Genomic DNA, 25,103 nt, shown 5'->3' on the forward strand with positions numbered 1-25,103 from the left:
ATCTCGACAAGTACTCCATCCGGGAGTCCATCGAGGACGGCACCACGGTCCCGCTGCATTACCAGCTCGCGCCCAACGATCTGCTTGCCGACCGCGAGGCGATGGAGCGGAAGTTCTGGGCAGCAGCAGAACTGGAGGGCGTGGCGGACATCGAGGAGATCAACCGCGTGCTCGACCGCGCGGTGACGCTCACCAACATGCTCAAGAACCGCGAGCGGGTGGAAAAGATTGCCGCGTTCGTGGCCGAGCATTTCCGTCAAACCGTGCAGCCGATGGGCTACAAAGCGTTTCTCGTCGCCGCCGACCGCGAAGCGTGTGCCTTTTACAAGGAAGCGCTGGATCGTTACCTGCCGGCCGAATGGAGCGCTGTAATCATCAGTGCCGGGCACAACGATCCGCCTCACCTCAAGCGTCATCACCTGAGCGAGGATGAGGAGCGCCGTCTGCGCCAGGTTTTCCGCAAGCCCGACGAGAACCCGCAGATGTTCATCGTGACCGAAAAACTCCTGACGGGTTACGACGCGCCCATACTCTACTGCATGTACCTGGACAAGCCCATGCGCGACCATGTGTTGCTCCAGGCCATTGCGCGCGTGAACCGTCCCTATGAGAGCGAGCAAGGGCAGCGCAAGACCACCGGCTTGATCGTGGACTTCGTGGGCGTGTTTGAGAACCTGGAGCGGGCGCTGGCTTTCGACTCGCGGGACGTCAGCGGCGTGGTGCAGGGGATTGACGTGCTGCAAGCGCGCTTCAAGCAGCTCATGGAAAAAGGCCGAAGCTCTTATCTTCCGATTATGGCTGGCAAGGATGGTGATAAGGCGGCCGAGGCAGCGCTCGAGCGCTTCCGCGACAGGAACTCGCGCGAGGCATTTTATCGCTTTTTCCGGGAGTTGGAAGAGGTGTACGAGATTCTATCCCCCGACCCGTTCCTGCGCCCTTACCTGGACGACTATCAGCGCCTGGTCGAGATGTACCGCTTGCTCCGAGCTGCCTACGAGCCGCATGTGCCGGTGGCCAAATCGTTCCTGCGCAAGACCGCTGAAATTGTCCAGCAACACAGCCGCACAACCGTATTGGGTGAGCCGACAACGACCTATGAGATTGGACCAGCGGCGCTGATCGCCTTGTCCAAGGAGGAAAAGCCCGAGACCGTCAAGGTCTTCAATCTGCTCAAGGAGCTGCACCGCCTGGTGGAAGAGGGCGCCCGCGCTGCGCCGTATCTGTTTTCCATCGGCGAGCGTGCCGATGAGATCCGCCGCCGTTTCGAGGAGCGGCAGATCGAGGCACAGGAGGCCTTAGCGGAAATCAACCAGCTTGTGCAGCAATTCAGTGAAGCCTACAACCAGCGCACAAAAAGTAGTCTTTCCCCGCCGGCCTTTGCAGTGGAATGGTGGCTGCGCGTGCATCAGGTTGCTCCCGAAAAGGCACAGCAGGTGGCGCAAGGAATGGAAGTCGCCTTTGCCAACTACCCGCATTGGATGACCAGCCAGGAGCAGGAGCGCAATCTGCGGGTTTTTTTCTACAAAGCGCTGATGGACATTCACGTTTCTAACGGCGATGTCGTATGTTGGGTTGATTCCATCTTGAACCAATTGCGGAGGGCTGTTGAATGAAAAAAGCTGAGGCACCGGTGTGGCAACCGTTGGAACAGGCCGTTCCTGTGGATTTGTTTCGTGGTGAGGTGCGGGTGTGGGCGGAGCGTCTTGGTGTTGTCCCCAAGGAAATATGGATTCAACCGATGAGACGCAAATGGGCGAGTTGTTCTTCGCGGGGCCGCCTTACCTTTAGTACGGAGCTACTGAATCAGTCGGCCGATTTCCGCCGCCAGGTCATCGTCCACGAGCTGCTGCACTTGAAACTGCCCAACCATGGCAAATTATTTAAAGCACTGCTTCGAGCCTATTTAGAGACAGGCTAATCTATTTTTCTTTGGCACGCCTGGGTGGGTCGGCCTCAAGGTTTACGGTGGTCAGAAGGTTACAGTTAATGGCAAGCTGCGGGCGAAAACTGAGGAAGCGGAGGGGACCGCAGAGGAGGCGGGGGAGAGGCAAGGGCGAAGGTGGAGGAACGCACGCGGACGAACAAGAACGGAGGGGATATGGATTGAGGTGAACGAGGCTTGGGGGGGTGCACCGGAGCTTAACGTATTTTTTCACAGACAAACTGGTTTTAGAGAGGACGCGAGCTGGCCACCCGCCGGTTCATCCCGAGGGTTCGGGACTCTATCATGCAGCAGGTGCTGGCGGATCCAAGCGGCGGATTTCATGGCTTTGATTTGGCGTTCGCGGGCCAGGGCCGCGGCGCGGGAGGGGTGGGGCTCGGACCAGAGGAGGTGCCAGGGGCCGTTTTTGCGGGTGTATTTGCCATGGGCCGGGCCTGGGTCGTTGTGCGAGGCCAGGCGTTGGGCCAGGTTTTGGGTGTGGCCGATGTAAAACTGGCCGGCAGGGTTTTGGAGGATATAAACGTGAAACACGGGGCTGGTCTTTGAGACGATCCGGCAGACAAACTGGCTCCAGAGACAGGACTCGAACCTGTAACCCGCCGGTTGATCCCGAGGGTTCGGGACTCTACCTTGGGCACATTTTTGGAGCGGCGCACGGGCGGGCCAGGGGTTTTGGCCGAGATAAATTGGCTCCAGAGACAGGACTCGAACCTGTAACCCGCCGGTTCATCCCGAGGGTTCGGGACTCTACCTTGGGCGCATTTTTGGGGCGGCGCACGGGCGGGCCAGGGGTTTTGGCCGAGATAATTTGGCTCCAGAGACAGGACTCGAACCTGTAACCCGCCGGTTAACAGCCGGCTGCTCTACCATTGAGCTACTCTGGAGCACGTAGCGTGCGCTACAGGCAGGGCAATTTAGCGGGTTGGGGGCGGGTGGTCAACTGGATTGTGGCGGTTTTTTTGCGCTAATGTCCTTGAAAGGGAGGCGGGGGTGTTTTAGAGTGGGGGCGCCACTCAGAAACGGTTGCAACACGATATGCCAGAAGCGCCAATACATTTGCCCATCGGAACCCGAAACGTGCTGGCGGTTGTCCTGGGCGGGGGACAGGGGACCCGCCTGTTCCCGTTGACGCGGGATCGGTCGAAGCCGGCGGTGCCGCTGGCGGGGAAGTACCGGCTGGTGGATATTCCGATATCGAATTGCATCAATTCGGGTTTGTGGCGGATTTATGTGCTGACGCAGTTCAACACGGCGTCGCTGCACCGGCACATCAACGGGAGTTACAAGTTTGATCATTTCAGCGGGGGGTTTGTGGAGATTCTGGCGGCGGAGCAGACGCTGACCAATACGTCGTGGTATCAGGGGACGGCGGATGCGATTCGGAAGAACTGGACGCATTTTGACAATCATCCGTGGGATTACATGCTGATTTTGGGCGGGGATCAGTTGTACCGGATGAATTTTCAGGAGATTTTGCGGCGGCATGTGGAGCACAAGGCGGATGTGACGGTGGCGACGACGCCGGTGCCGCGGCGGGACATCAGCGGGCTGGGGATCATGCAGATTGATGCGGACGCGCGGATAGTGAATTTTGTGGAGAAGCCGAAGGAGCCGGCGGTGCAGGATGGGTTGCGGCTGGATCCGGGGAGTTACGGGCGGTATGGGATCAAGAGCGGGGAGGAGCTGTTTCTGGCGTCGATGGGGATTTATGTGTTCAACCGGGCGACGTTGCGGGAGGCGATGGACACGCCGCACACGGATTTTGGGAAGCACATCATCCCGTCGCTGATCAGCACGCACCGGGTGTATGCGGATGTGTTTCTGGGGTATTGGGAGGATATTGGGACGATCCGGAATTTTTTTGAGGCGAATCTGGATTGCACGAGCGAGCTGCCGCGGTTCAACTTTTTTGACATGCAGGCGGTGATTTACAGCCGGCCGCGGTATCTGCCGCCGAGCAAGATCAACGGGGCGTCCATTGATCACGCGATCATTGCGGATGGGTGCATCATCAACCGGGCGGCGATTGCGTACTCGGTGATCGGGCTGCGGAGCATCATTGGCTCGGGGAGTTATTTGCATCGGACGGTGTTGATGGGGTGCGATTTTTATGAGTCGGCGGAGTCGATTGCGGAGCATCAGGCGCGGGGGCAGCCGCCGATGGGGATTGGGAAGAACACGCGGATTGAGAATTGCATCATTGATAAGAATGCGCGGATTGGGGACAATGTGGTGATCAGCCCGGCGGGCAAGCCGGACAAGGTGGATCATCCGTTGTATTACATCCGGGATGGGATCGTGATCATTCCGAAGAACGGGGTGGTGCCGGACGGGACGATTATTTGAGGCGCAGGGGGGCGGGCGGTTTTTTGGGCTTTGGCCGGGCGGGCAAAGCGGGTTATGTTGGGGCATGGATCAAGCAGCATCGCAAAGCGGGGCGGGGCCGCGGGTGGCGAACCGGCTGGGGCGTGAGGCATCGCCGTATCTGCGGCAGCATCAATATAATCCGGTGGACTGGTATCCGTGGGGGGAGGAGGCGTTTGCGCGGGCGCGGGCGGAGGACAAGCCGATTTTTCTGAGCATCGGGTATTCCACGTGTCATTGGTGCCATGTGATGGAGCGGGAGTCGTTTGAGAATCCGGAGATTGCGGCGGTGTTGAACCGGCATTTTGTGAGCATCAAGGTGGATCGGGAGGAGCGGCCGGAGGTGGATCATTTGTACATGAGCGCGGTGCAGGCGTTGATGGGGCAGGGGGGCTGGCCGTTGAGCGTGTTTTTGACGCCGAAGTTGAAGCCGTTTTTTGGGGGGACGTATTTTCCGCCGCACACGCAGCAGGGGCGGCTGGGGTTCAAGGAGCTGCTGGAGGAGATTGCGCGGGCGTGGCGGGAGTGGCGGCCGGAGGTGGAGAATTCGGCGGCGTCGTTGTACCAGCAACTGGCGGCCTGGCTGGCGCAGCGGCCGGCGGAGGCGCCGGTCTGGCAGGAGAGCCTGCTGGGCGGCGCGGCGCAGGCGTTGAAGGGGGAATACGACGCGGAGCACGGCGGGTTTGGTGGGGCGCCGAAGTTTCCGCAGCCGGCGGTGCCGCATTTTTTGCTGGAGTACGGGGTGGCGTATGGGGACGGGCCGGCGGTGGAGATGGTGTTGCACACCTGCCGGGCCATGGCGCGGGGGGGCATCCATGATCAGTTGGGGGGCGGTTTTGCGCGGTATGCGGTGGACGGGGAGTGGACGGTGCCGCACTTCGAGAAGATGCTTTATGACAACGCGCAACTGCTGGATTTGTATGTGGACGCCTGGCGGGTGAGCCGGGAGGAGGGGCTGGCGGGGGTGGCGCGGGGCATTGTGGAGTATGTGCTGCGCGACATGACGCATCCGGAGGGGGGGTTTTTCAGCGCCGAGGACGCGGACAGCGAGGGGCATGAGGGGAAGTTTTATTGTTGGACGCTGGCGGAGTGCCGGCAGGTGCTGCCGCCGGAGGAGCTGGCGGTGGTGGTGAAGCATTATGGGGTGACGGAGGCGGGCAATTTCGTGGATCACAGCCATCCGCAGCCGTTGCGGGGGTTGAATGTGTTGCGGGTGGTGGAGGACCAGTTGAGCGCGGAGGAGGCGCGCCTGCTGGCGCAGGCCAAAGCCCGGTTGCTGGCGGTGCGGGCGCAACGGGTGCGGCCGCAGCGGGATGACAAGGTGCTGGCGTCGTGGAATGGGTTGATGCTGGGGGCGCTGGCGCGGGCGGGCGTGGCGCTGGGGATGCCCGAGGCGCTGGCGGCGGCGCGGCGGAATGCGGCGTTTGTGCGGCGGCATTTGTGGGATGAAGGGCGGCGGCGGCTGCATCACCGCTGGCGGGAGGGGGAGCGGGACGAGGTGCAGTTGCTCAAGGCGTATGCGTTTCAGGCGTGGGGGCATCTGGCGTGGCATGAGGCCACGCTGGAGCCGGAGGCGCTGGCCTTCGCGATGACGCTGGCGGACGTGATGCTGGAGCGTTTTCTGGACGCGGAGCAGGGGGGGTTCTGGGAAAGCGAGGCGTCGCCGGAGCTGATTTTGCGGGTGAAGGACAGTTTTGATGGCGCGGAGCCGAGCGGGAATGCGATGGCGGCGGCGGTTTTGTTGAAATTGGCCCAGATTACGGGGCAGCAACGTTACCACGACGCGGCGGCGGGGGTGTTGCGGCTGCAATATGCGCGGATGCAGAAGATTCCCTCGGCGCATGCGGCGGCGTGGCGGGCGGCGGCGTGGTTGATACGTCCGGCCCGGCGGCTGGAGATTGTGGGCCCGCCGGGGGCGGAGGCGACGCAGGAGCTTTTGCGGGCGGCGCATGAGGTGTGGGTGCCGTGGCTGACGATTACGGGGCAGGCGGGCGAGGGAAGGGCAACGGCGCATCTGTGCACGGGCCAAAGCTGCGGGCCGGAGCTGAGGACGGCGGCGGAGGTGCGGCAGGCGCTGCAGGAGGCGCGGTGAGGAGGGGGGAGTCATTTTCCCGGGATAACGCCGATTGTTTTTCCTTCTGCGTGGCGGCATGGCGGCGCAGGGCGCGGGCCGGTCCGCCAGATGAGCAAGTTAAGTTAAAAATTAATTTAAGAATTTCTTGACATCCGCCGGGAGCGGGTTAAGGTTGCCGACAGACAACCAAACGTAGCGCTCAAATAGACAAGTAAGAGAGAAGCTTGTTTTCTTCGTTTGGGGGGCCAGCGAGGATTGTTTGCACAGGCAGCGAAATGCGGTGTCGTTTAGTTTGGAGGCACTAGAACCCCGAGTTCTGCTTTCCGGGGATGGTTTGTGTGCCGGCGTCCCGTGCCTGTTGCCTTCATTGCCGGGGCAGGATGTGGCGGAGGAAATGACTTGGGAGCAACCCGGCGGCACACATCAGCAGAACTCCTCATCTCCCCTGTTTGATTCCGGCCAGGGTGAATTGTTTGCGCCGGCCGCAGACGGGGAGGCGGCGGGAGACAGTCAAGGCGAGGCGGGCGCGGGGAGCAGCGGGGAGATCCTTGGCGTCCAAATTTCTGAGCCGCTCCGGCCGGCAATCCACACCACTGGAAGCCAGGAGGAGAGTCCCGGCGTGGGGACGGACGCAGCCATTTCGTGGTATGCCGCGCAGATGGTGGAGACGTTGCACGCGGGCAATGGCCCTCCGATGAGATGGAGTGGGGACCTGCATTTGACGCCAGAGGCGGTGCTGGATTTGGGCGGAAAAACTTTGGAACTGGCTGCAGGGCAGGTGGTTAGTGGCAGTGGTACGATTCTTGGTGGTATTGGCGGGGCGGGTGTCATCCGGCCGGGCAACTCCCCGGGTCACATTACCATGGGGGAGTTTAATCCGGGGCCGGAGACGATTACGGAGATTGAGATTGAGGGTTTGGGGCAAGGGACGGGCTATGATTGGATTCAAGTGACGGGGACGGCCCGCCTCAATGGGACGATCAAGATTATTTTCAATCCGCAAGGCGGTTATGTTCCGGCGCTGGGCCAGACGTTCGATGTCATCACCTGGGGCACGCGGGAGGGCGAGTTTGCCAACTGGCTGGGTACGGTGGGCATCGCGGGGCATCCGGATTGGGCGTTGAAGCCGGAGTACACCCCGACGGGTTTGCGGCTGACGATGGTGCAGACGCCGAATCTTTCCGCGGGGCTGGACACTCAATTACTGAATGCGTTGCAACGGTTGGGGGAGGTGGCCGACCGTCTGGACACGTTTGGGCAGTTTGCCCAGAGCCTGCCATTCATTGGCTCCAATCTGGGGAATCTGGCCAACATGGGGACGGCCTTCCTGAACGGCTTGCGGGCGCGGATGCTGTCGGTATTGAGCGGCATCCCCACTGTGGCGCAGGTGACGGCGGCGATTCAAGGGTGGGATAACACCAGCTTTGCGGGATTCACCTTCCGGGTGCGGGGTGTTCTGGGCCATTACGGGGTGAGCAGCAGTGACCCGGTGTGGTGGGATGTGAATGTGGAGCTGGAGCCGACGGCGGTTAATGCGACGCTGCAAAACATCCTGGGCGGGGTGTTTGGGGCGGTGTTCAGCGGGTCAGCTCCCACGGTGACGGTGAACAGCAGCGCGTTTCTGAATTTTTCCTTTGGGCGGGACGGCGGGGTTTTTGTGGGGGTGAAGGGCGTGGGGGCGCGGGCGTCGGTGAATGCGAGCGGGCTGGGGGGATTTGGTTTTGCGTTTAACACGCCGGTGGGGACGCAGACGTTGAGCGCGAGCGGGGGGACGGTGGCCCTGGCGACGGGAGTGACGGCGGCGCCGGATGCCAGTGTGCTGACCGGGGGCCGGATTACGATGGCCACCTTGACCAATCTGGCCAACGGCACGACGCCGGTGGGCAATGCGTTCAACGTCTCCACCACGGGGACGTTGAATGCGGCGTTTCCGCTGACGGGGACGTTGAGCTTTTTGGGTTTCAGTCTGACGGGGGCGTATGTGGTGCGGGTGCAAAGCGCTGATATATATAATCAGGCACCGGAGCTGAGCGTGGATGTCAACAGCACTTTGACGGTGATGGGACAAAACTTGAGCGGCAGCTTCACGCTCAAGAATGTGGGCACAGAGACAATTCTCCAGGCGAGCAACGTGAGTTTTCAGGTGGGTTCGGGGAGCAGCCGGGTGTTGAGCGTGCAGAATGGGGCGGGGAATCTGGTGGTGCTCAATTCCGGGCTGGCGGGGACGCTGACGCTGGATTTTGCGACTGGCCCGGCCATTCCGAATCTTGGTTTGAGCGCGACGGGTCTGCAAGTGGCGTTCAATACCACCACCGGGGCGGTGCCGGACATCAATGGGGTGGCGGTGAACCTGCCGGCGGGGCCGTATTTCCGGGTGACAGGCCAGGGGACGTTGACGCTGACCAATCCGGCGGCCAGTCTGAGCGGGAATTTTCTGTTTGAACCGCGGGATGCGGATGGGAATCCGGCCAATGGTTACGAGCAGACGGTGGCGGCGGTGGCGAATCTGGGCTTCCACTTTTCGGACGGCACGAATCCGTTGCTGACGGTGACGCAGGGGCAGGGGGCGCTGGTGTTCACGAGCGCGGGGGTGGCGGGGAGCCTGTCGGCGCAGGTGAGCTTGAACGTGCCGGCGGTGAGTTTGAGCGGGACGTACAGCGTGAGCTTGAACAACACGGCGTCCGCCTTCAACCAGACGTTTAATGTCAATGGCAGCCCGGTGACGGTGAATGTGCCGGCGGGGCCGTACCTGCGGGTGACGGCCAGTGGCGCCACGCTGACAGTGCAGGGGTTTGGCGTTACGGGCAGTTTTGTGTTTGAGCGCAAGCAGACCTCCGGGGGGGCGCTGGTGGTGACGGTGGCGGGGAGCGGGATGGCGCTGAACTTTGGGGCGTCGGCCTCCAACATATTAACGGTGAGCAATGGCAGCGGGGCGTTTATTTTGAGCCAGGGCGGGCTGGCGGGGACGGCGACGGCGACGGTGGGGGTGAACGCGGCGGGGGTGTCGGTGGGGGGGACGTTCACGGTGCGGATCAATGACCGGAATGCGGCGGTGAGCGAGACGGTGGACGTGGGCGGGGCGCCGGTGACAGTGAATCTGCCGGCCGGCCCGTATGTGCAGGTGCGGGGCCAGGGGGTGACGTTGACGGTGCTGGGGGTGGGGTTGAACGGGGACTTCAGCTTTGAACAAAAGAACACGCTGAGCGGCAGCCGGGTCATCACGGTGACGGCGGCCAATGTGAGTTTCAATTTTGGGACGAGCCTGCTGACGGCCAGCAATGGTGCGGGTTTGTTCATGATGACCGATGCGGGGCTGATGGGCGAGGGGCAGATCACGGTGGGCATCAATGCGTTTGGGACGGGGTTCTCGCACACCTTCCAATGGAGCTTCAACAACACCAGCTCGGCGTTCAACCAGGCGGTGGGCAATCCCACGGCGTTGAATCTGCCGGCGGGGCCGTTCAACAAACTGGACTCCGGGCCGGTGCCCATCACCCTCAACGTTCCCATTGGGAGCAGCACGCAATCCTTGAGCGGGCGGTTCATTTTGACGCTGGTGCAGGGGAGTCCGGGTTACGTGACGATTGCGGCGTCGAATGTGAGCGCGACGCTGGGGGCGGGGCCGGTGAGCCTGCAGGTGAGCGGCGGGCGGGGGGCGTTTTATCTGAATGCAGCGGGAGGGTTGGCGGGCGAGGTGCGGGTGACCAGCGCCACGCTGGCGAATGCGGGCGGGCTGGGGATCAACGCGCAGAATTTGAAACTGCGCCTGAACAACACCGGCGGGAATGTGGGGGATCCGAATCCGGTGGTGGTGCCGATATCGGACAACCCGGCGGAGAATGTGAGCCTGCAGTTTATTGGGCCGTATTATCACAACTTCCTGGCGGTGTCCGGCGCGGCGGAGATCACCGGGTTGATGGGGGGCATCACATTGGGCGGCAATTTCGTGATCGAGAAGGCGCGGGTGGACACCAACGGGGACACGGTGCTGGAGGACGTGTTCAAGCTGGGGGCCACGAATTTGCAACTGCGGGTGCAGATGGGGTCGGTGAATGTGCTGTCGTTTGACCGGGGGGCCGGGGCGATGATTTTGAACGGGGCGGGTCTGGCGGCGGAGGCGGATTTGCAGTTTGAGTCGGGGCTGGTGGGGTTGAGCGGGACGATCGGGTTGAAGCTCAACACCACGGGCGCGGCGGTGAACACCACGGTGACGACGCCGGACGGCAGCCGGGTGGTGAACGTGCCGGGGGGCACGAATGTGCAGGTGAACGTGGACGGGCATCTGCATGTGGGAAGTTTTGCGCTGCCGTTCCAGTTGAGCGTGCGGGTGGTGGGGAGCACGGTGGAGTTCCGGCGGCTGAGCAACAACGAGCTGTTGCTGACGCTTGACAACGGGACGATCCTCCCCGGGCCGGCGCTGACGTCGCTGGCGAATTTTGACTTTGCCAAGGCCAGTCCGTTTGAGTGGGTGATGCTGCTGAATCAGTTGGGGGACTGGTTTGAGTCGTTTGCGGGCAGCTCGCTTTTCCAGGTGGAGATACCGTTCACGGGCGGGAAGACGCTGGGGGATGCGTTCAACTGGGCGCAGCTTTATGTGGACACCATTTACAAATACTTCGTGAGCGTGGAGCTGCAATCGCGCAGCCTGACGGAGACCAGCACTCACACGGGCGCGCTGGCGGGGGCGGTGATGAAGCTGCAGTTGGGGACGGAGCCGGTGGTGACGCTGACGGTGACGGACACGGTGGGGGATCCCAACACGCGGACGGGGACGGAGCTGGTGACGCTGCTGCAGAATGCGATTGCGGCGCAGGGGCTGGCGGGGCGGCTGGAGGCGCGGCTGAACCGGGACAGGAAGGTGGTCATCGCGCTGCGGGAGGAGGAAGTGGCGAAGAACACCACGCTGAATCTGGTGGATGCGGATGCGGCGGTGGCGAGCCTGGGCTTCGGGCCGGGGGATGGGAATACGGCGACGAATGATCAGACGGGGGTGTTGACGGAGCGGTTCCGCACGGAGGAGTTTTTCGTGGCGCTGGCGGATTTGTTCAATGACGGGTTGTTGAACGGCAACAGCGGCATTCTCTACAACCCGATGCAGCGGATGTACACCTACACGGTGAGCCGGCAGCTTGCGTACAACACGCAGCAGTTGTTTGGCACGCCGACGCTGCCGTTCAATTTCAACCTGGCGCTGGGGCCGATTGCGGGGGCGTCGCTGACGGGGGCGCTGCAATTCAATGTGCAGGTGGGCTTTACGCTGACGCTGGGGTTTGACCTGGGCGCGGCGGAGGTGCCGCGGGTGTTCACCTCGAGCACGGTGCCGACGCCGAGCCACGGGCGGATCACGGCGGACGCGCACTTTGGGATTTACCTGAATGACGTGCTGCCAAGCGGCAGCGGGACATTTGCGCAATGGTTTCCGCTGATCCTCAGGCAGACGGAGACGACGGGCAACAACAGCATCGAGCACCTGGCGGAGGATTTGAACCTGGTGCTGGCCGGGGCGGCGTACGGGAGCGGGACGCTGGGCGATGTGCTGGTTTTCCAGAAGGCGGGCAACGGGCTGGCGTTGAGCGCGCGGGACAATCAGTTGGGGATCATCAACCGGGTGGTGGTGATCACGCCGCGCAATGATCCGTTTGGCACCGAGATTGGCTTTGGGGCGGACGTGCAGGATTTGGACGGCAGCGCGGCGACGACGCATGACCAGATTTTGGTGGCGGCGGCCACGGCGCCCATCAAGGGGTTGTTCATTGAGAACGCGCAGTTGAGCGCCAGCCTGGCGGTGAACACCACGGCGGCGGGGATTGCGGGGGCGTTGAAGTTCGGTTTTGTCGAGATCACGACCAGCGGCGGGGCGTTTGGGACGCTGGCCTACGACGGGGTGACGCCCGCGCCCATCACGGCGACCCTCCGGCTGGAAAATCAGACGACGGGCGAGCGGCGGTTTTACCTCCAGGAGCTGATGAACAGCACGTCGTCGAACAACATCAGCAATCTGGCGCCGGCGTTCAGTTTCAATGGCAGCTTCCTGGCGCGGCTGAACAACATCAGCGTGGGGGGGCTGGGCTTCTCGCTGCCGCTGGGGAGCAATCCGCAGGTGGCGGTGTGGATACCGGACATCAAGCATCTGAATTACAACGCCCATCCGTACGATCCGGCCACGAACAACCGGGGCATCTTCGTGACGTATCCGGATTTGTCCACGCTGACGAATTTCACCAGCCTGAACTTTACGACGATCGTGCGGGCGCTGAACGGGATTGCGGCGCAGTTGAGCCAGTTGAGCGCGTTTTCGTTTCTGGACCAGCCGCTGCCGTTTGTGAATTTGAGCGTGAACGACATGCTCGATTACGCGCAGAAGTTTGCGGATTTGATTGACGGGCTGTCGGCGAGCAGTGCGCGGGACACCCTGCAGAACACCCTGGCGGAGCTGAAGCGGCAGATTGACACGCTGTTCCATCTGAACCCGAACGTGCTGACGCTCTCGCTGGATCACAACGGCGTGGCGCCGGGCAGCCTGGTGACCAGCGGCGGCTCGGGCAGCGCGGCCAGCGCGGTGGTGGTGGATTTCAACGGTTTCAACAACGGCTTCCGGATCTACGCGAACACCCACGGGGCGGCGTTGAACAACAGCCGGGTGGTGGTGGTGGGCGACAGCACGATCACCAACGGTGCGGCCCGGGCGGAATGGAATGCGGGCAGCAAGGTGCTGACGCTGAAGATTCAGCCGGGGAAGACGACGGCCAACGCGATCGTGCAGGCCATCACCACCGCCAGCGGGAGCGGCTCGCCGTGGCTGGCGCAGTTGACGAGCAATGACAATCCGGCCGGGACGAACACGGGGGCGGGGACGATCACGCTGACGGCGCTGAAGTTCGCGTTCAACTTTTCGACCGGTTACGCCAACAGCCTGCCGTTCCAGTTGGATTTGCAGCAACTGGTGTCGCAACTGGCGGGGAATCATCCGACGGTGCGGGCGTTTCTGGAGCTGGCCACCACGCTGGTGCAGATCAAAGGATCGGGGCAGTTGACGGTGAGCGCCAGCGCGTCGCTGGTGTTGGAGTTTGGGCTGGATGTCTCCACGCCGGGGACGGCGCGGCCGTTCTTCTACGAGAGCACACGGATCGAGATGCTGGCGAAGGTGGCGGGGACGAACATCAGCCTGGAGGCGTCGCTGGGGTCGGTGTTTGGCATTTTCATCAAGGGGGGGCGGGTGACGCTGGATCAGGATGGGGATCCGGATACCGGGGCGGCCCAGGGGGATCGCGGGGCGATCTTCAAGGTGGGGTTGAAGGACAGCAACGGGGACGGGCGGCTGTATCTGGATGAAAACTGGCTGAGCGCGGACTTCATCCGGCTGCAGTTGGAGGGCGGGGCGAGCGCGCAGTTGCCGATTTTTGCGCCGCTGGAGTCCACGCCGTTGAGCGGCAGCAATGATACGAATGGGGATGGGTATCCGGATCATTACCTGGTGGTGGAGGCGCCGGATTTGGTGCGGTTTTTCCTGAGCGAGGCGGTGTCCACGGAGGCGGTGGGGGCGGAGAAGGTGGTGAAGTTTGCGGGGCTGCACAATGATTTGCGGATCCGCAGCAACGGCTCGATCAGCAACTACCGCATCGTGTTCACTGACACGTTGAGCGGCAACAATGCCACCGCGGCCTATAGCGCGGCCACCAATACGCTGACGGTGCAGATTGACGCGGGGGTGACCACGGCGTTGACGGCGCGCAACGCCATCCAGAGCGCCAGCGGGGCGGGCGGGGCGTTTGCGCCGACCTCCCTCACGGCGGACGATGACGGGCAGGCGAATACCACGGGCAACACGGGGGCGGGCACGCTGGAGAAGGTGTTCATCGTCACGCCGGACTTCAGCAAGCTGTTTGACGGGCTGGAGTTGTGTGATGTCATTGCCAACAGCATCGGCCCGATCCTGGACGGCCTGGACAAGTTCCTGGGCTGGGTGCAGGACGGGCTGAGCAGCGTGGTGTACAATGTGGATTTGCCGCTGGTGGGCAAGGGGCTTAAGGGCGCGGCCAATTTCATCGGGGACTTCCGCAACGGCTTGTTGCGCGAGCTGCGCGAGGAGGTGGAGGCGGCGGGCGGCAACGGCATCACGGCGCTGGAAAACGCCATCAAGAAGGCGTTCTGGAATTCGCTGGGGCCGGGCGGCTTGAACTGGCTGGTCAATTACCAGACGGGCCAGCCGCTGGACGTGGCGGCGGGGTTCAGCCAGTTGGACGTGCGGCTGGATTGCGACACGGGGCTGGTGGTCAACCTGCGGCTGGCCAGGACGATTGCGCTGCTGGACACCACGGGCAACCCGATAGATTTCAACATTGGCGTGCCGGGCTTCGGGCTGGAGGTGGATGGCAACGTGGTGCTCTCGCTGGGGTTTGACTGGAAGTTTGGGTTCGGGGTGGATTTGACCAACGGTTTCTATTTCAATACGTCGGCGCCGGCGACCAATCCCGAGCTGCGGGTCTTCTTCCGGGCCGAGATTCCCGGCCTGCGGGCGGCGGGCCAGTTGTTGTTCCTGCAACTGGAGGTGATGGATGATGCGGACCGGCCCAGCTATTTCGAGGGGGCGTTTGAGGTGGATTTGCGGGATCCGAACCGGGACGGCAAGCTGACGGTGGCGGAGCTGTTCTCGAGCGGGACGAAATTCAGTGACATTCTGAGCGCCAAGCTGGGGGCGGTGGCGGATGTCAATCTGGACTTGGTGGCGAGCTTTGGCGGCAACACGGCCTTCCCGCGGGTGCTGGCGGACTTCCATCTGGGCTGGCGGGCGGATACGAATCAGGGGGCGCAGGATCCGGAGATTGAGTTCACCAACATCCGCCTGGATCTGGGGACGTTCCTGTCGGATTTCCTGGGGCCGATTTTGAAGGAGATCCGGCGGGTGACCGAGCCGATCCAGCCGATCATTGACATTGTGACCGCGCGGCTGCCGGTGCTGTCGGATCTGGCGGGGCGCAAGTTGACGCTGCTGGATTTGGCCGAGGCGTTCGGGCTGCTGGAGCCGTCCACGATGGATTTCATCCGTGATGTGATCACGGTGGTGGAGATGATCAACAAGCTGGACGGGCTGGGCAGCGGGACGATTTTGATTCCGTTCGGCAGCTTCCGGTTGCTGGAGGGGAATGACGGGCGGCGTTCGGCGATCCAGGCGCTGGAGCCGCTGGCGGCGCGGGCGATGGAGGACATTGCGACGATGGCCGCCGCCGCCACCGGGCCGGGGGCCAGCAGCACGTACACGCAGAAAGTGTCGGAGTTTGCCGGCGACGTGGGCAGCCTGAGCAACTTCAAGATTCCGGTGTTTGATAATCCGGCGGAGCTGTTCAATCTGTTCACGGGGCAGCCGGTGCGGCTGATCGAGTGGCGGATGCCAACCTTCCGGTTCAAGTTCACCTACACGCAGAAGATTCCGATCTACCCGCCCTTGTACGCGCAGTTTGGCGGGACCATTGGGGCGGATTTCAACATTGGCTTCGGGTACGACACCTACGGCATCCAGAAGTTCATCAGCGCGGAGGACAAGAATTTCCTGGATATTCTGGACGGGTTTTACGTGCTGGACTTTGACGCGCAGGGGCGGGAGCAGCCGGAGGTGCGGTTGTATGGGGAGCTGTTTGCGGGGGCCACGATCGATCTGGCGATTGTGAAGGCGGGGGTCAACGGCGGGCTGGGCTTTGAGGTGACGTTTGATTTGAATGACATCAATGACGACGGGAAGATCCGGGTGAGCGAGCTGGTGGCCAACGCGCAGCAGGATCCGCGCTGCATCTTTGACATCACCGGCCGGATCTATCTGTTTTTGGAGGCGTTTTTGAAGGTGGATTTGTTCTTCTTCAGCATTGATAAGACGTGGCGGTTTGCCGAGATCACCCTCTTTGAAATCAAGATCACCTGCCCCGAGCCGGTGCTGGCCGAGCTGTCGGGCAATGATTTGTACCTGAACCTTGGCAGCCGCGCCGCGCGCCGGCTGGAGGTGGACACCACCGACAACGCCGAGACGTTCATCGTGAAGCATGTGGGCGGGGCGGCGGGCAGCGAGTCGGTGGAAGTGCAGTGGGGCAACTGGCGGCAGACGTTCAACAATGTGGCGCGGGTGGTGGTGCCGGACGCCGGCCAGGGGGATGATTATCTGGACTTCCGCGGCGTGCTCTCCCCGGTGGAGGTGCACGGCGGGCCGGGCCATGACACGATTTACCTGGGCGACGGCGCCAATTCCCGGGCCTACGGCGACGGCGGGAATGACAAGATTTACGCCAGCACCAACGCGGGCGTGACGGGCGTGGTGATTTACGGCGGGGACGGCAACGACCTGCTGGTGGCGGGGCCGACGGCGATTCGCATTTATGGCGGCGCGGGCAATGACACCATCACGGGCAGCCCGGAGGATGACGAGCTGTACGGGGATGACGGCACGGGCACTTCCAGTGACGGCAATGATGTGATTGAGGGGCTGGCGGGCAACGATTTGATCCGCGGCGGGCGCGGCAATGACATTCTGCGGGGCGGGGAGGGCGATGACTGGCTGCGGGGGGATGACGGCAATGACACCTTGTACGGCGGCATTGGGCATGACGTGCTGGACGGCGGCGGGGGCGATGACAAGCTGTATGGCGGGGACGGCAACGATCTGCTGCTGGGCGGGCCGGGCAGCGACTGGGCCAACGGCCACGGCGGCATTGATTTGTTGATTGGCGATGATGATCCGGCCAACCCGATCACCATCAACGGCCTGCCGGTGACGGCGGCGAATCTGGCGGGGATTCGCGCGGCCGTTGCGGCCATCCCCACGGCGGGGGTGGTGGTGCGCAACCTGCCGGGCGGCGGGAGCACGGTGAAGGGGAATGACATCTTGATAGGCGGGGGCAACGTGGACGTGCTCTTTGGCGGGCCGGGCAATGACTTCCTGTACGGCGGCAACTTCATGAATCAGGGCGAGACCACCATTATCGAGGAGGATCACAATGACTTTTTCGACGGCGGGCCGGGGGATGACACGATTTTTGGCGATGACGCGATGGGCCGGACGGGGGATCGGGACACGGGCATTGCGATACGCTCGGCCATTTTCTTCGACTTGAACAAGAACGGCGTGCGCGACGCGGGCGAGACGGGGTTTGGGGGGGTGACGGTGACGCTGTACCGGAATGACGGGCTGCTGATCGGGACGGAGGTGACGGAGGTGGACGGGACGTTTGCCTTCACGGGCCTGGATCCGGATCGGTACTACCTCACCTTCAGCGCGGTGAGCGGGTTGAACTTTATCACGCAATTTGGCGGGGGCGCGGCCCAGGCGGAGGCCGCCAGCAATGACAGCGATGTGTATCCGAGCGGCCCGCTGGTGGGGCGCACGCCGGATTTCCAACTGACGTTTGACGAGACGGAGCGGGCCATTGCGGCGGGATATGAGGGGGATCCGCTGGTGAGCGTGGCGCCGGTGACAGTGACGGAGGGCAACAACGGGCAGACGCTGGTGACGTTGCTGGTGACGTTGTCCGGCCCGCAGCGCACGGCGGTGACGGTGAACTACCGGACGGCGGACGGCAACGATGCGCTGTATCCGGAGCGCAACGCCACGGCGGCGTCGGGGGATTATGTGCCGGTGTCGGGGACGCTGACGTTTGCGGCGGGGCAGACGCAGCAGGCCATCACGATTGCGGTGGGGGGGGATTTGATGTACGAGGAGCACGAGCAATTCCGGGTGATATTGAGCAACCCCAGCGCGGGCATCAAACTGCCGACGTTGCCGGAGACGACGGTGCTGGTGACGATTGCCAATGATGATCCGGTGCCGCAGATTTCGATAGCCGATTATGTGCCGCCGTCCACGCTGCTGCTCAATGGCACCCGCGTTTACACCGTGCCGGAGAATGTCACCGCGGAGTTCATCGTGTCGCTGTCCAACCCGAGCACGTACGCGGTGACGGTGCAATACCTGGTGGATTCGGCGTACGACTGCGGCTGCGATCCCAATCCGGCCAGGCCGTGGCCGTTGTATCCGGATGGCGACTACGTGCAGCCGGCGCCGGGGCTGATCACCTTCCAGCCGGGCGAGACGCAGAAGAAGATCACAGTGACACTGCGGCAGGACGCGCTGGATGAGCCGGATGAGTCCTTCTACGTTGATTTGTTCAACCCCACCTACGCCCGGATTGGCGACGGGCGGGCGTATGGCATCATCCCGGATGATGACGGGCCGGTGAGCGTGTCCATCCATGAGGTGGGGGTGCCCGGCTCGCATCTGGCGAGTGTGTTTGAGGGCAACTCGGGCTACGTCACCGTCACGGTGCAGGTCTCCCTCTCGGCGATGAGCGGGCACACGGTGAAGGTGAATTACGCCACGGCGCCGGGCACGGCGGTGGAGGCGGTGTACACGGCCGACGCCGGGGAGTCGGCCGACTATCAGGCGCTGCCGCTGGAGAGCCTGCCGCCGGAGCAGCGGGCGCTGGTGTTTGCGCCGGGGGAGACGAGCAAGCTGATCACGGTGCGCATTTTTGGGGATTTGCGGCCGGAGGGGGACGAGTACTTTTTCCTGAATCTGCTCAACGCGGAGAACGCCGAGGTGGCGGCCAACCCGCTGGGGGAGAGCAATCATTTTACCATCGTCATCAAGGATGATGATCTGGCGGCGCCGGTGGGGCTGCCGCCGTGGAGCATCTTCTTCTCGGACACCGCCTACACGGTGCAGGAGCCGGGAAGCGGGATCACTTATGCGGCCATCACGTTGCACCGGCTGCCGGGCAGCCCGCAGGCGTTGGCGGTGCTCAGCACCACGCCCGGCACGGCCACGGCAGGGGTGGATTACAGCGCGGCGCGCCGGTATCTGGTGTATTTCCGCGGCAATGAGGTGACGCGCACGATTTACATCCCCATTTACAGCGACGGCCTGAGCGAAGGCGATGAAACGGTGCTGCTCTCGCTGAACAACCCGACGGGCGGGCCGGTCCATGCGGCGCCGGACACGGCGGTGTTGACGATTCGGGATGCGGATTTGCCGCAGGCCTCGGTGCTGGCGCCGGTGCTGGGCATTTTCATGGATCCGGTGACGGGGCTGTTCACGGTGGTGCGGGGCGTGCAGGAGGGGACGGGGGCGGGAAGCACGACGGCGACGTTCACGATCGCGCTGGACAAACCGGCGCCGCCGGGCGGGGTGTATGTGGATTGGACGACGGTGAGCAGCACGGCGCGGGCGGGACAGGACTTCACGGCGGCCAGCGGGACGGCGTTCATCCCGGCGGGCGGGACGCAGACGACGGTGAATGTGATCATTACGCGGGATGCCACGCCGGAGCTGACGGAGCGGTTTGGGGTGCGGCTGAGCAACCCGGTGCGGGCGACGCTGGCGGAGCGCACGTACATCACGGCGTGCCCGATATATGACGATGATCTGCAGACGGTGACGGGGAGGGTGTTCTACGATCGGAATGGCAACGGCTTCATGGATTTGGGCGAGGGTGGGATTGAAAATGTGAGCGTCACCCTGACCTGGCTGCAAAACGGGATTCATCAGCAGCAAACAGTGAAGACCAACGCCGCCGGGGAATACAGCCTGCCGGTGGCGCTGGGGCCGGTGACGATTGCGGTGGACGGCACGACGGTGAAGTCGCCGTTCCAGAAGGGGCTGGGGCCGCTGTCGCTGTTGTTGTGGTCGGGCGAATATTACAGCACGACGGAGAACGAGGTGCAGACGGCGGCGTTTGAAGGGGTGGTGGGCCTGTCGCCATTTGCGCCGGTGGGTTACAAGAACAGCTTCAGCCTCACGCTGCCGGAGCAGGCCAAGGAAGTGGGCCGCGGCGGGACGGACGACACGCTCTTTGGCGGGCCGGGCAATGACACCTTGGATGCGGGCGCGGGGGATGATCATGTGGTGGGCGGGCACTGGCAGACGGCGACGGACACCAACATGCCGGTGAACCAGGGGGTGTACAACGCCACGGTGGTGGTGGTGACGGGCAGCACGAATTTGCAGACGGTGTACGGCCTGCCGGCGGGGGTGACCCTGCATCCGATATATGACGGCGGCCCGATCTTCTCGGTCACGCCGGAGAGTTATCCGGGGGTGATCAGCGGGCAAATCTGGCTGGACAACAACCTGAACAACATTCAGGACGCGGGCGACACGTTGTACACCGGCGGGGTGGTGGTGACGTTGTACGACGCGGCGGGCAACCCGGTGAACGCCATCTATACCACCACCGGCAGTTACAGCTTCACCAACCTGTATTTGCGGGCCGGTGATCCGCTGTCCTCCAGCACGTATGTGGTGGAGTTTGAGCTGCCGGACGGTTACCGGTTTGTGGATCCCAATGTGGGCGATGCCAACCCGGCGCAGGATGGCACGGCCACCGACAGCGATGCGGAATACGTGAGCCGGACGCGGGCCTTTACCATCACGGGCATCAACCCCACCAAGACCACGGTGGACGCCGGGCTGGCGCCGGCCAACCAGTACGCGGCGGGCGGCACGTATCAATTTGTGCAGAACACGTTCAGCGTGTCGGAGCGCGTGCCGGGGTATATTGATGTTACGGTGATCCGCTCGACCTCCTTCAGGCCGGGGGTGGTGGTGGTGGAGACGATGGACGGCACGGGCGCCAAGGGGGCGCTGGCACAGCCGGCGGCCACGCGCAACTACACGGCGACTTCGGCAATTCTGGTGTTCAACGTGGGCGAGACGGAGCGCACGGTGCGCATCCCCATCCACAACCGCAATCTGGGCTTCAACGAGTTCCGGTGGTTCTCCGTGGCGGTGAATGACGCGACGGGCCGGCCGTATGACACGGCCACGGTTTATATCGTGGGGGATGGCAGTCCGACGGTGACGGATGATGACGTGGTGTTGGGCGGCGATGATTGGGACATTTTGCTGGGCGACTCGGGCAACATCCCCGGCTATGCGGTGGTGCATGCGTATGCCAACATTCACCTGCCGCAATACCTCGGCAATCTGCTGTTCACCGGCGGGCCGGGGCATGACCGTCTGGAGGGCGGCATGGGGGCTGATTATTTGAACGGCCAGTTGGGCCATGACCTTTTGGCGGGCGGGGACGGGGTGGACATTGTGCTGGGCGGGCTGGGCAACGATCAGATCACGGTGGGCCAGGGGGATGACACCCTCCGCGGGGACCACGGGCGCGACACGGTGATTTCGACGCGGTCAGTGGCGGGCCTGACGCTGACGCCCGGGACGCTGACGCATGAGCGGCTGGAGCTGGGCAGTTATGTGCCGTTGAACGTGCACACGATGCTGGATGTGTTTGAGGTGGCGCAGTTGTGGGGCGACGCCGAGCCGAACCGGTTCCAGATGGTGAACTGGGCGCAGACGGCCTTCGTGTCGGGCGGCGGAGGGACGGACAGCGTGTTCGTGCAACATGACATGGACATGGTGTTGAAGGACGCCACGCCGGCCGAGCGTCTGTACTGGCTGCTGGTGGCGGGTTTTGCCAAGGATGCCTCGCTCAGCCTGCCCAACGGGCAGACGTATCATCTGGCCAGCCTGGAGCAGGTGACGCTGACGGGCGGCTCGCTGGCCAACACGTTCGACGCCTCCGGGTACTCGCGGCCGGTCACGTTTGTGGCGACGCCGGGCAATGACACCTATCTGGGCGGCGCGGCGGGGGATACTTTCCTGTTTGTCGCCGACGCGCCGCTGGGGACGGTGACCGTCCGCGGCAACGGCGGGCGGGACACGCTGGATTTCAGCGGCACGGTGGCGGGGGTGACGGTGGATCTGGCCATCGTGGGCGCGGCGCAGACGGTTAATGGCAACCTGGGCCTGAGCTTGCAGGATGATCTGGAAAATGTCACCGGCGGCCAGGGCGATGACTTCCTGCGGGGCAATGCGCTGGACAATGTGCTGCTGGGCGGGCCGGGGAATGACTGGCTGGAGGGCCGCGACGGGAGCGAGACGTATGTCTTCGACACCGATGAGCCGTGGGGGATGGAAACCATCGTGGAAGCGCTGGGCGCGCCGGGGCACGACATTTTGGACTTCTCCGGCACGACGACGCGGCGCATCGAGGTGAATCTGGGGTTGCTGGGGGTGTACCAGACTGTCAATGACCATCTGCAAATTCGCTTCTTCAACGAAGGCCTGGAAGAGGTGCGGGGCGGCGCGCTGGACGACGTGATCCGCGGCAATGGCAATGCCAATATTCTGCGGGGCGGGCCGGGGAATGATTTGCTGGACGGCAAGGGCGGGGATGACCTGTTGGACGGCGGCCCCGGCAATGACGAATTGGATGGCGGCGAAGGCCAGGACACCATCCAGGAAACGGCCAATACGCATTTCACACTGACCGATTACCGCCTGATCCGCGGCACGGGCGAGGTGGACCTCCTGCGCAGCATTGAAGTGGCGCACCTGACGGGCGGGGCGGGGGCCAACACTTTCACGCTCACCGGCTGGACCGGGCGCGGCAGCCTCAGCGGCGGCGACGGGTTGGACACGGTGGTATGGGCGGCGGACGCCAACTTCACGCTCAGCGATGCCTCGTTGACGATGTCGCTGGCCTCCGGCCCGATGCTGTTGAATTCGGTGGAGCGCGCCCAACTGATTGGCGGGCCGGGCAACAACCTGCTGGATGCCACCAATTTCTCCGGCGCGGCCACGCTGTCGGGCAAGGAGGGCAACGACATCCTGCGTGGGGGCAGCGGGGTGAACACGCTGCTGGGCGGGCCGGGCAATGACCTGCTGACCGGCGGGCGCGGCAACGATGTGCTGGACGGGGGCGAGGGCACGGACATTCTGACCGAGGATCTCACGGGGGCGGTGTGGGAGGTGGTCTTTGTGGTGCAGAATCACCGGCTGTTCATCACGCAGGTGGATCCCGCGCCGTCGCCGGTGGATCGCAGCATTTATGAGGTGGATACGCTGGTGGACCTTGAGGCGGTGAATCTGACGGGCAGCCCGCAGAATGACCGGTTTGACGTGAGCGGCTGGCTGCGGGGGCCGTTGCTGATTGATGGCGGCTGGGGCGATGATCGCATCCAGGTGCTGGCGCTGCTGCCGGCGGGACTCCCCGCGCCGCAAGGCGTGACGGTGACCCTGACCAACAGCAGCCTGAGCTTCACCGGCAGCACGGCGACGATCAACTTTGTTGCCGTCGAGCAGGCCGCCATCACCGGCACGGAGCGCAACGATACCTTCAATGTTACGGCCTTCAGCGGCATTGCGTGGCTGTATGGGCTGGGCGGTGACGATGTTTTCCTGGACGGCCCCGGCCCGAACTGGCTGGAGGGAGGCGAGGGCCATGATCGGTTTGTGTTCACCCCGAATGGGGCGGTGCTCAATGACTTCAATGTGGTGATTGGGGGCGGCGGGACCGACACCCTGGATTTCTCCGCTTTCAATGTGCCGGTGACGGTGAATCTGGGGCTGTTGATGGCGATCCAGAATGTGGCGGCGGGCGAGCTGCAACTGTTCTTCCGGGCGCAGGATTTGGAAAACCTCATTGGCGGCGCGGGGGCGGACACCCTGACGGGCAATTCCCTGGACAATGAAATCACCGGCGGCCCCGGCGCGGACACGCTGGCGGGCGGGGGCGGGATTGACACGCTGGTGGAGACGGCGGATGCCGACATGGTGTTGACGAACAGCACTCTGACCATCGGCACGACGGTGGACAGCCACAGCGGGTTTGCGCGGGCGCGGCTGATTGGCGGGGCGGGGAACAACACGCTGGACGCCTCGGCCTACAGCGGCGCGGCCACGTTGATCGGGCTGGGGGGCGATGACATTCTGATTGGCGGCAGCGGGCGGGACACGTTGATTGGCGGGGCGGGCAATGATCTACTGCGCGGCCGGGGCGGCGACGACACCTACGTGTTTGATGTGGACGAGGTGCTGGGCCAGGACACGGTGGACGAGCTGCCCGGTCCGGGGGGCGGGCTGGATTTGCTGGACTTTTCGCCTACCACCACGACGGGCGTGCGGGTCAATCTTTCGCAGACGACGCCGCAACTGGTGCATGCGACGAATTTGACGCTGGTGCTGACGAGCGGGCTGTCCGTGGAATACGTGCGCGGCGGGGACGGTGATGACCGGCTGATCGGCAACGCGCTGGACAACATCTTCTGGGGCGGGCTGGGGGCGGATGAATTCATCGGCAACGGCGGCTCGGTGGACGGGGTGTATGAGGTGCGGGATGCGGATTTTGAAGTGACCGACGCGCAAATGCGGATTGGGACGGAGATCAATCTGATGACGGGCATCAACTGGGTTTATCTCACGGGCGGCGCCGGCAATAACATCCTGAATGCCACCGCCTTCAGCGGCATGGCGTGGTTGTATGGGTTGGACGGCGACGACACCTTGTACGGCGGCAGCGGCGATGACCGATTGTTTGGCGGGGCGGGCAATGATGTGCTGCGGGGCAACGGCGGCGATGATTACCTGGCCGGCGGGGCGGGCAATGACGTGTACTGGTTTGACCTGAGCTTCAATCAAGGCTCTGACACGGTGCGGGAGGTGTTGGGAGAAGGCTTTGCGGACATGCTCTGGGGCGCGGGACTGAGCGGGCTGGCGGTGAATCTGCACACCACGGCCACGCAGGTGGTGCATGCCCATCTGACGCTGACGCTGATGTTTGCCTCGACGGTGGAATATGCTTACTAACCCTACAACCGGGGCCCGGCGTGCGGGGGGGAGCGAAGACTTCGGGCGGCCGGCGGCCGACGAAGGCGCGCCCGGGGTCGCAATTTAATTTG

General features: G+C 63.4%; 6 protein-coding genes and 1 tRNA gene. 5 read left to right on the forward strand and 2 right to left on the reverse strand.

The genetic code is table 11. The annotated features are described in order from the left end of the window. A partial coding sequence (locus tag N3J91_03865) for a type I restriction endonuclease subunit R (GenBank protein ID MCX8155580.1) occupies positions 1-1,613 on the forward strand: 1,613 nt, incomplete at its 5' end. Then, on the forward strand, positions 1,610-1,918 hold the full coding sequence (locus N3J91_03870; protein ID MCX8155581.1) for a M48 family metallopeptidase: 309 nt from the start codon (positions 1,610-1,612) through the stop codon (positions 1,916-1,918). The genes N3J91_03865 and N3J91_03870, both read left to right, overlap by 4 nt. 234 nt (positions 1,919-2,152) lie before the next feature. Here the strand turns inward: N3J91_03870 and N3J91_03875 are convergent, their stop codons facing one another. After that, positions 2,153-2,473 (reverse strand): GIY-YIG nuclease family protein, encoded by a 321-nt coding sequence (locus N3J91_03875; protein ID MCX8155582.1) that lies wholly within the window; start codon positions 2,471-2,473, stop codon positions 2,153-2,155. 278 nt (positions 2,474-2,751) lie between these two features. Continuing rightward, positions 2,752-2,826 (reverse strand) — tRNA-Asn (locus N3J91_03880). Positions 2,827-2,977: 151 nt separating this feature from the next. Between N3J91_03880 and N3J91_03885 the strand changes: the two genes are divergently transcribed. The 3 genes from N3J91_03885 to N3J91_03895 all read left to right on the forward strand — a co-directional run bounded on the left by N3J91_03885 (position 2,978) and on the right by N3J91_03895 (position 25,011). Continuing rightward, positions 2,978-4,288: a glucose-1-phosphate adenylyltransferase gene (locus N3J91_03885; GenBank protein ID MCX8155583.1), complete on the forward strand. Its 1,311-nt coding sequence runs from the start codon at positions 2,978-2,980 to the stop codon at positions 4,286-4,288. 64 nt (positions 4,289-4,352) lie between these two features. Beyond that, on the forward strand, positions 4,353-6,398 hold the full coding sequence (locus tag N3J91_03890) for a thioredoxin domain-containing protein (GenBank protein ID MCX8155584.1): 2,046 nt from the start codon (positions 4,353-4,355) through the stop codon (positions 6,396-6,398). Between the two features lie 364 nt (positions 6,399-6,762). Continuing rightward, positions 6,763-25,011 (forward strand): hypothetical protein, encoded by an 18,249-nt coding sequence (locus N3J91_03895; protein ID MCX8155585.1) that lies wholly within the window; start codon positions 6,763-6,765, stop codon positions 25,009-25,011. The last annotated feature ends 92 nt before the right edge of the window (positions 25,012-25,103 follow it).

It is taken from the genome of Verrucomicrobiia bacterium (assembly GCA_026414565.1).
Classification (GTDB): Bacteria; Verrucomicrobiota; Verrucomicrobiia; order Limisphaerales; family Fontisphaeraceae; genus Fontisphaera.

Bases quoted from the DNA above. Each gene is read 5' to 3' on its own strand.
- N3J91_03870 (MCX8155581.1), top strand. From the start codon at position 1,610: ATGAAAAAAGCTGAGGCACCGGTGTGGCAACCGTTGGAACAGGCCGTT.
- N3J91_03885 (MCX8155583.1), top strand. From the start codon at position 2,978: ATGCCAGAAGCGCCAATACATTTGCCCATCGGAACCCGAAACGTGCTG.
- N3J91_03890 (MCX8155584.1), top strand. From the start codon at position 4,353: ATGGATCAAGCAGCATCGCAAAGCGGGGCGGGGCCGCGGGTGGCGAAC.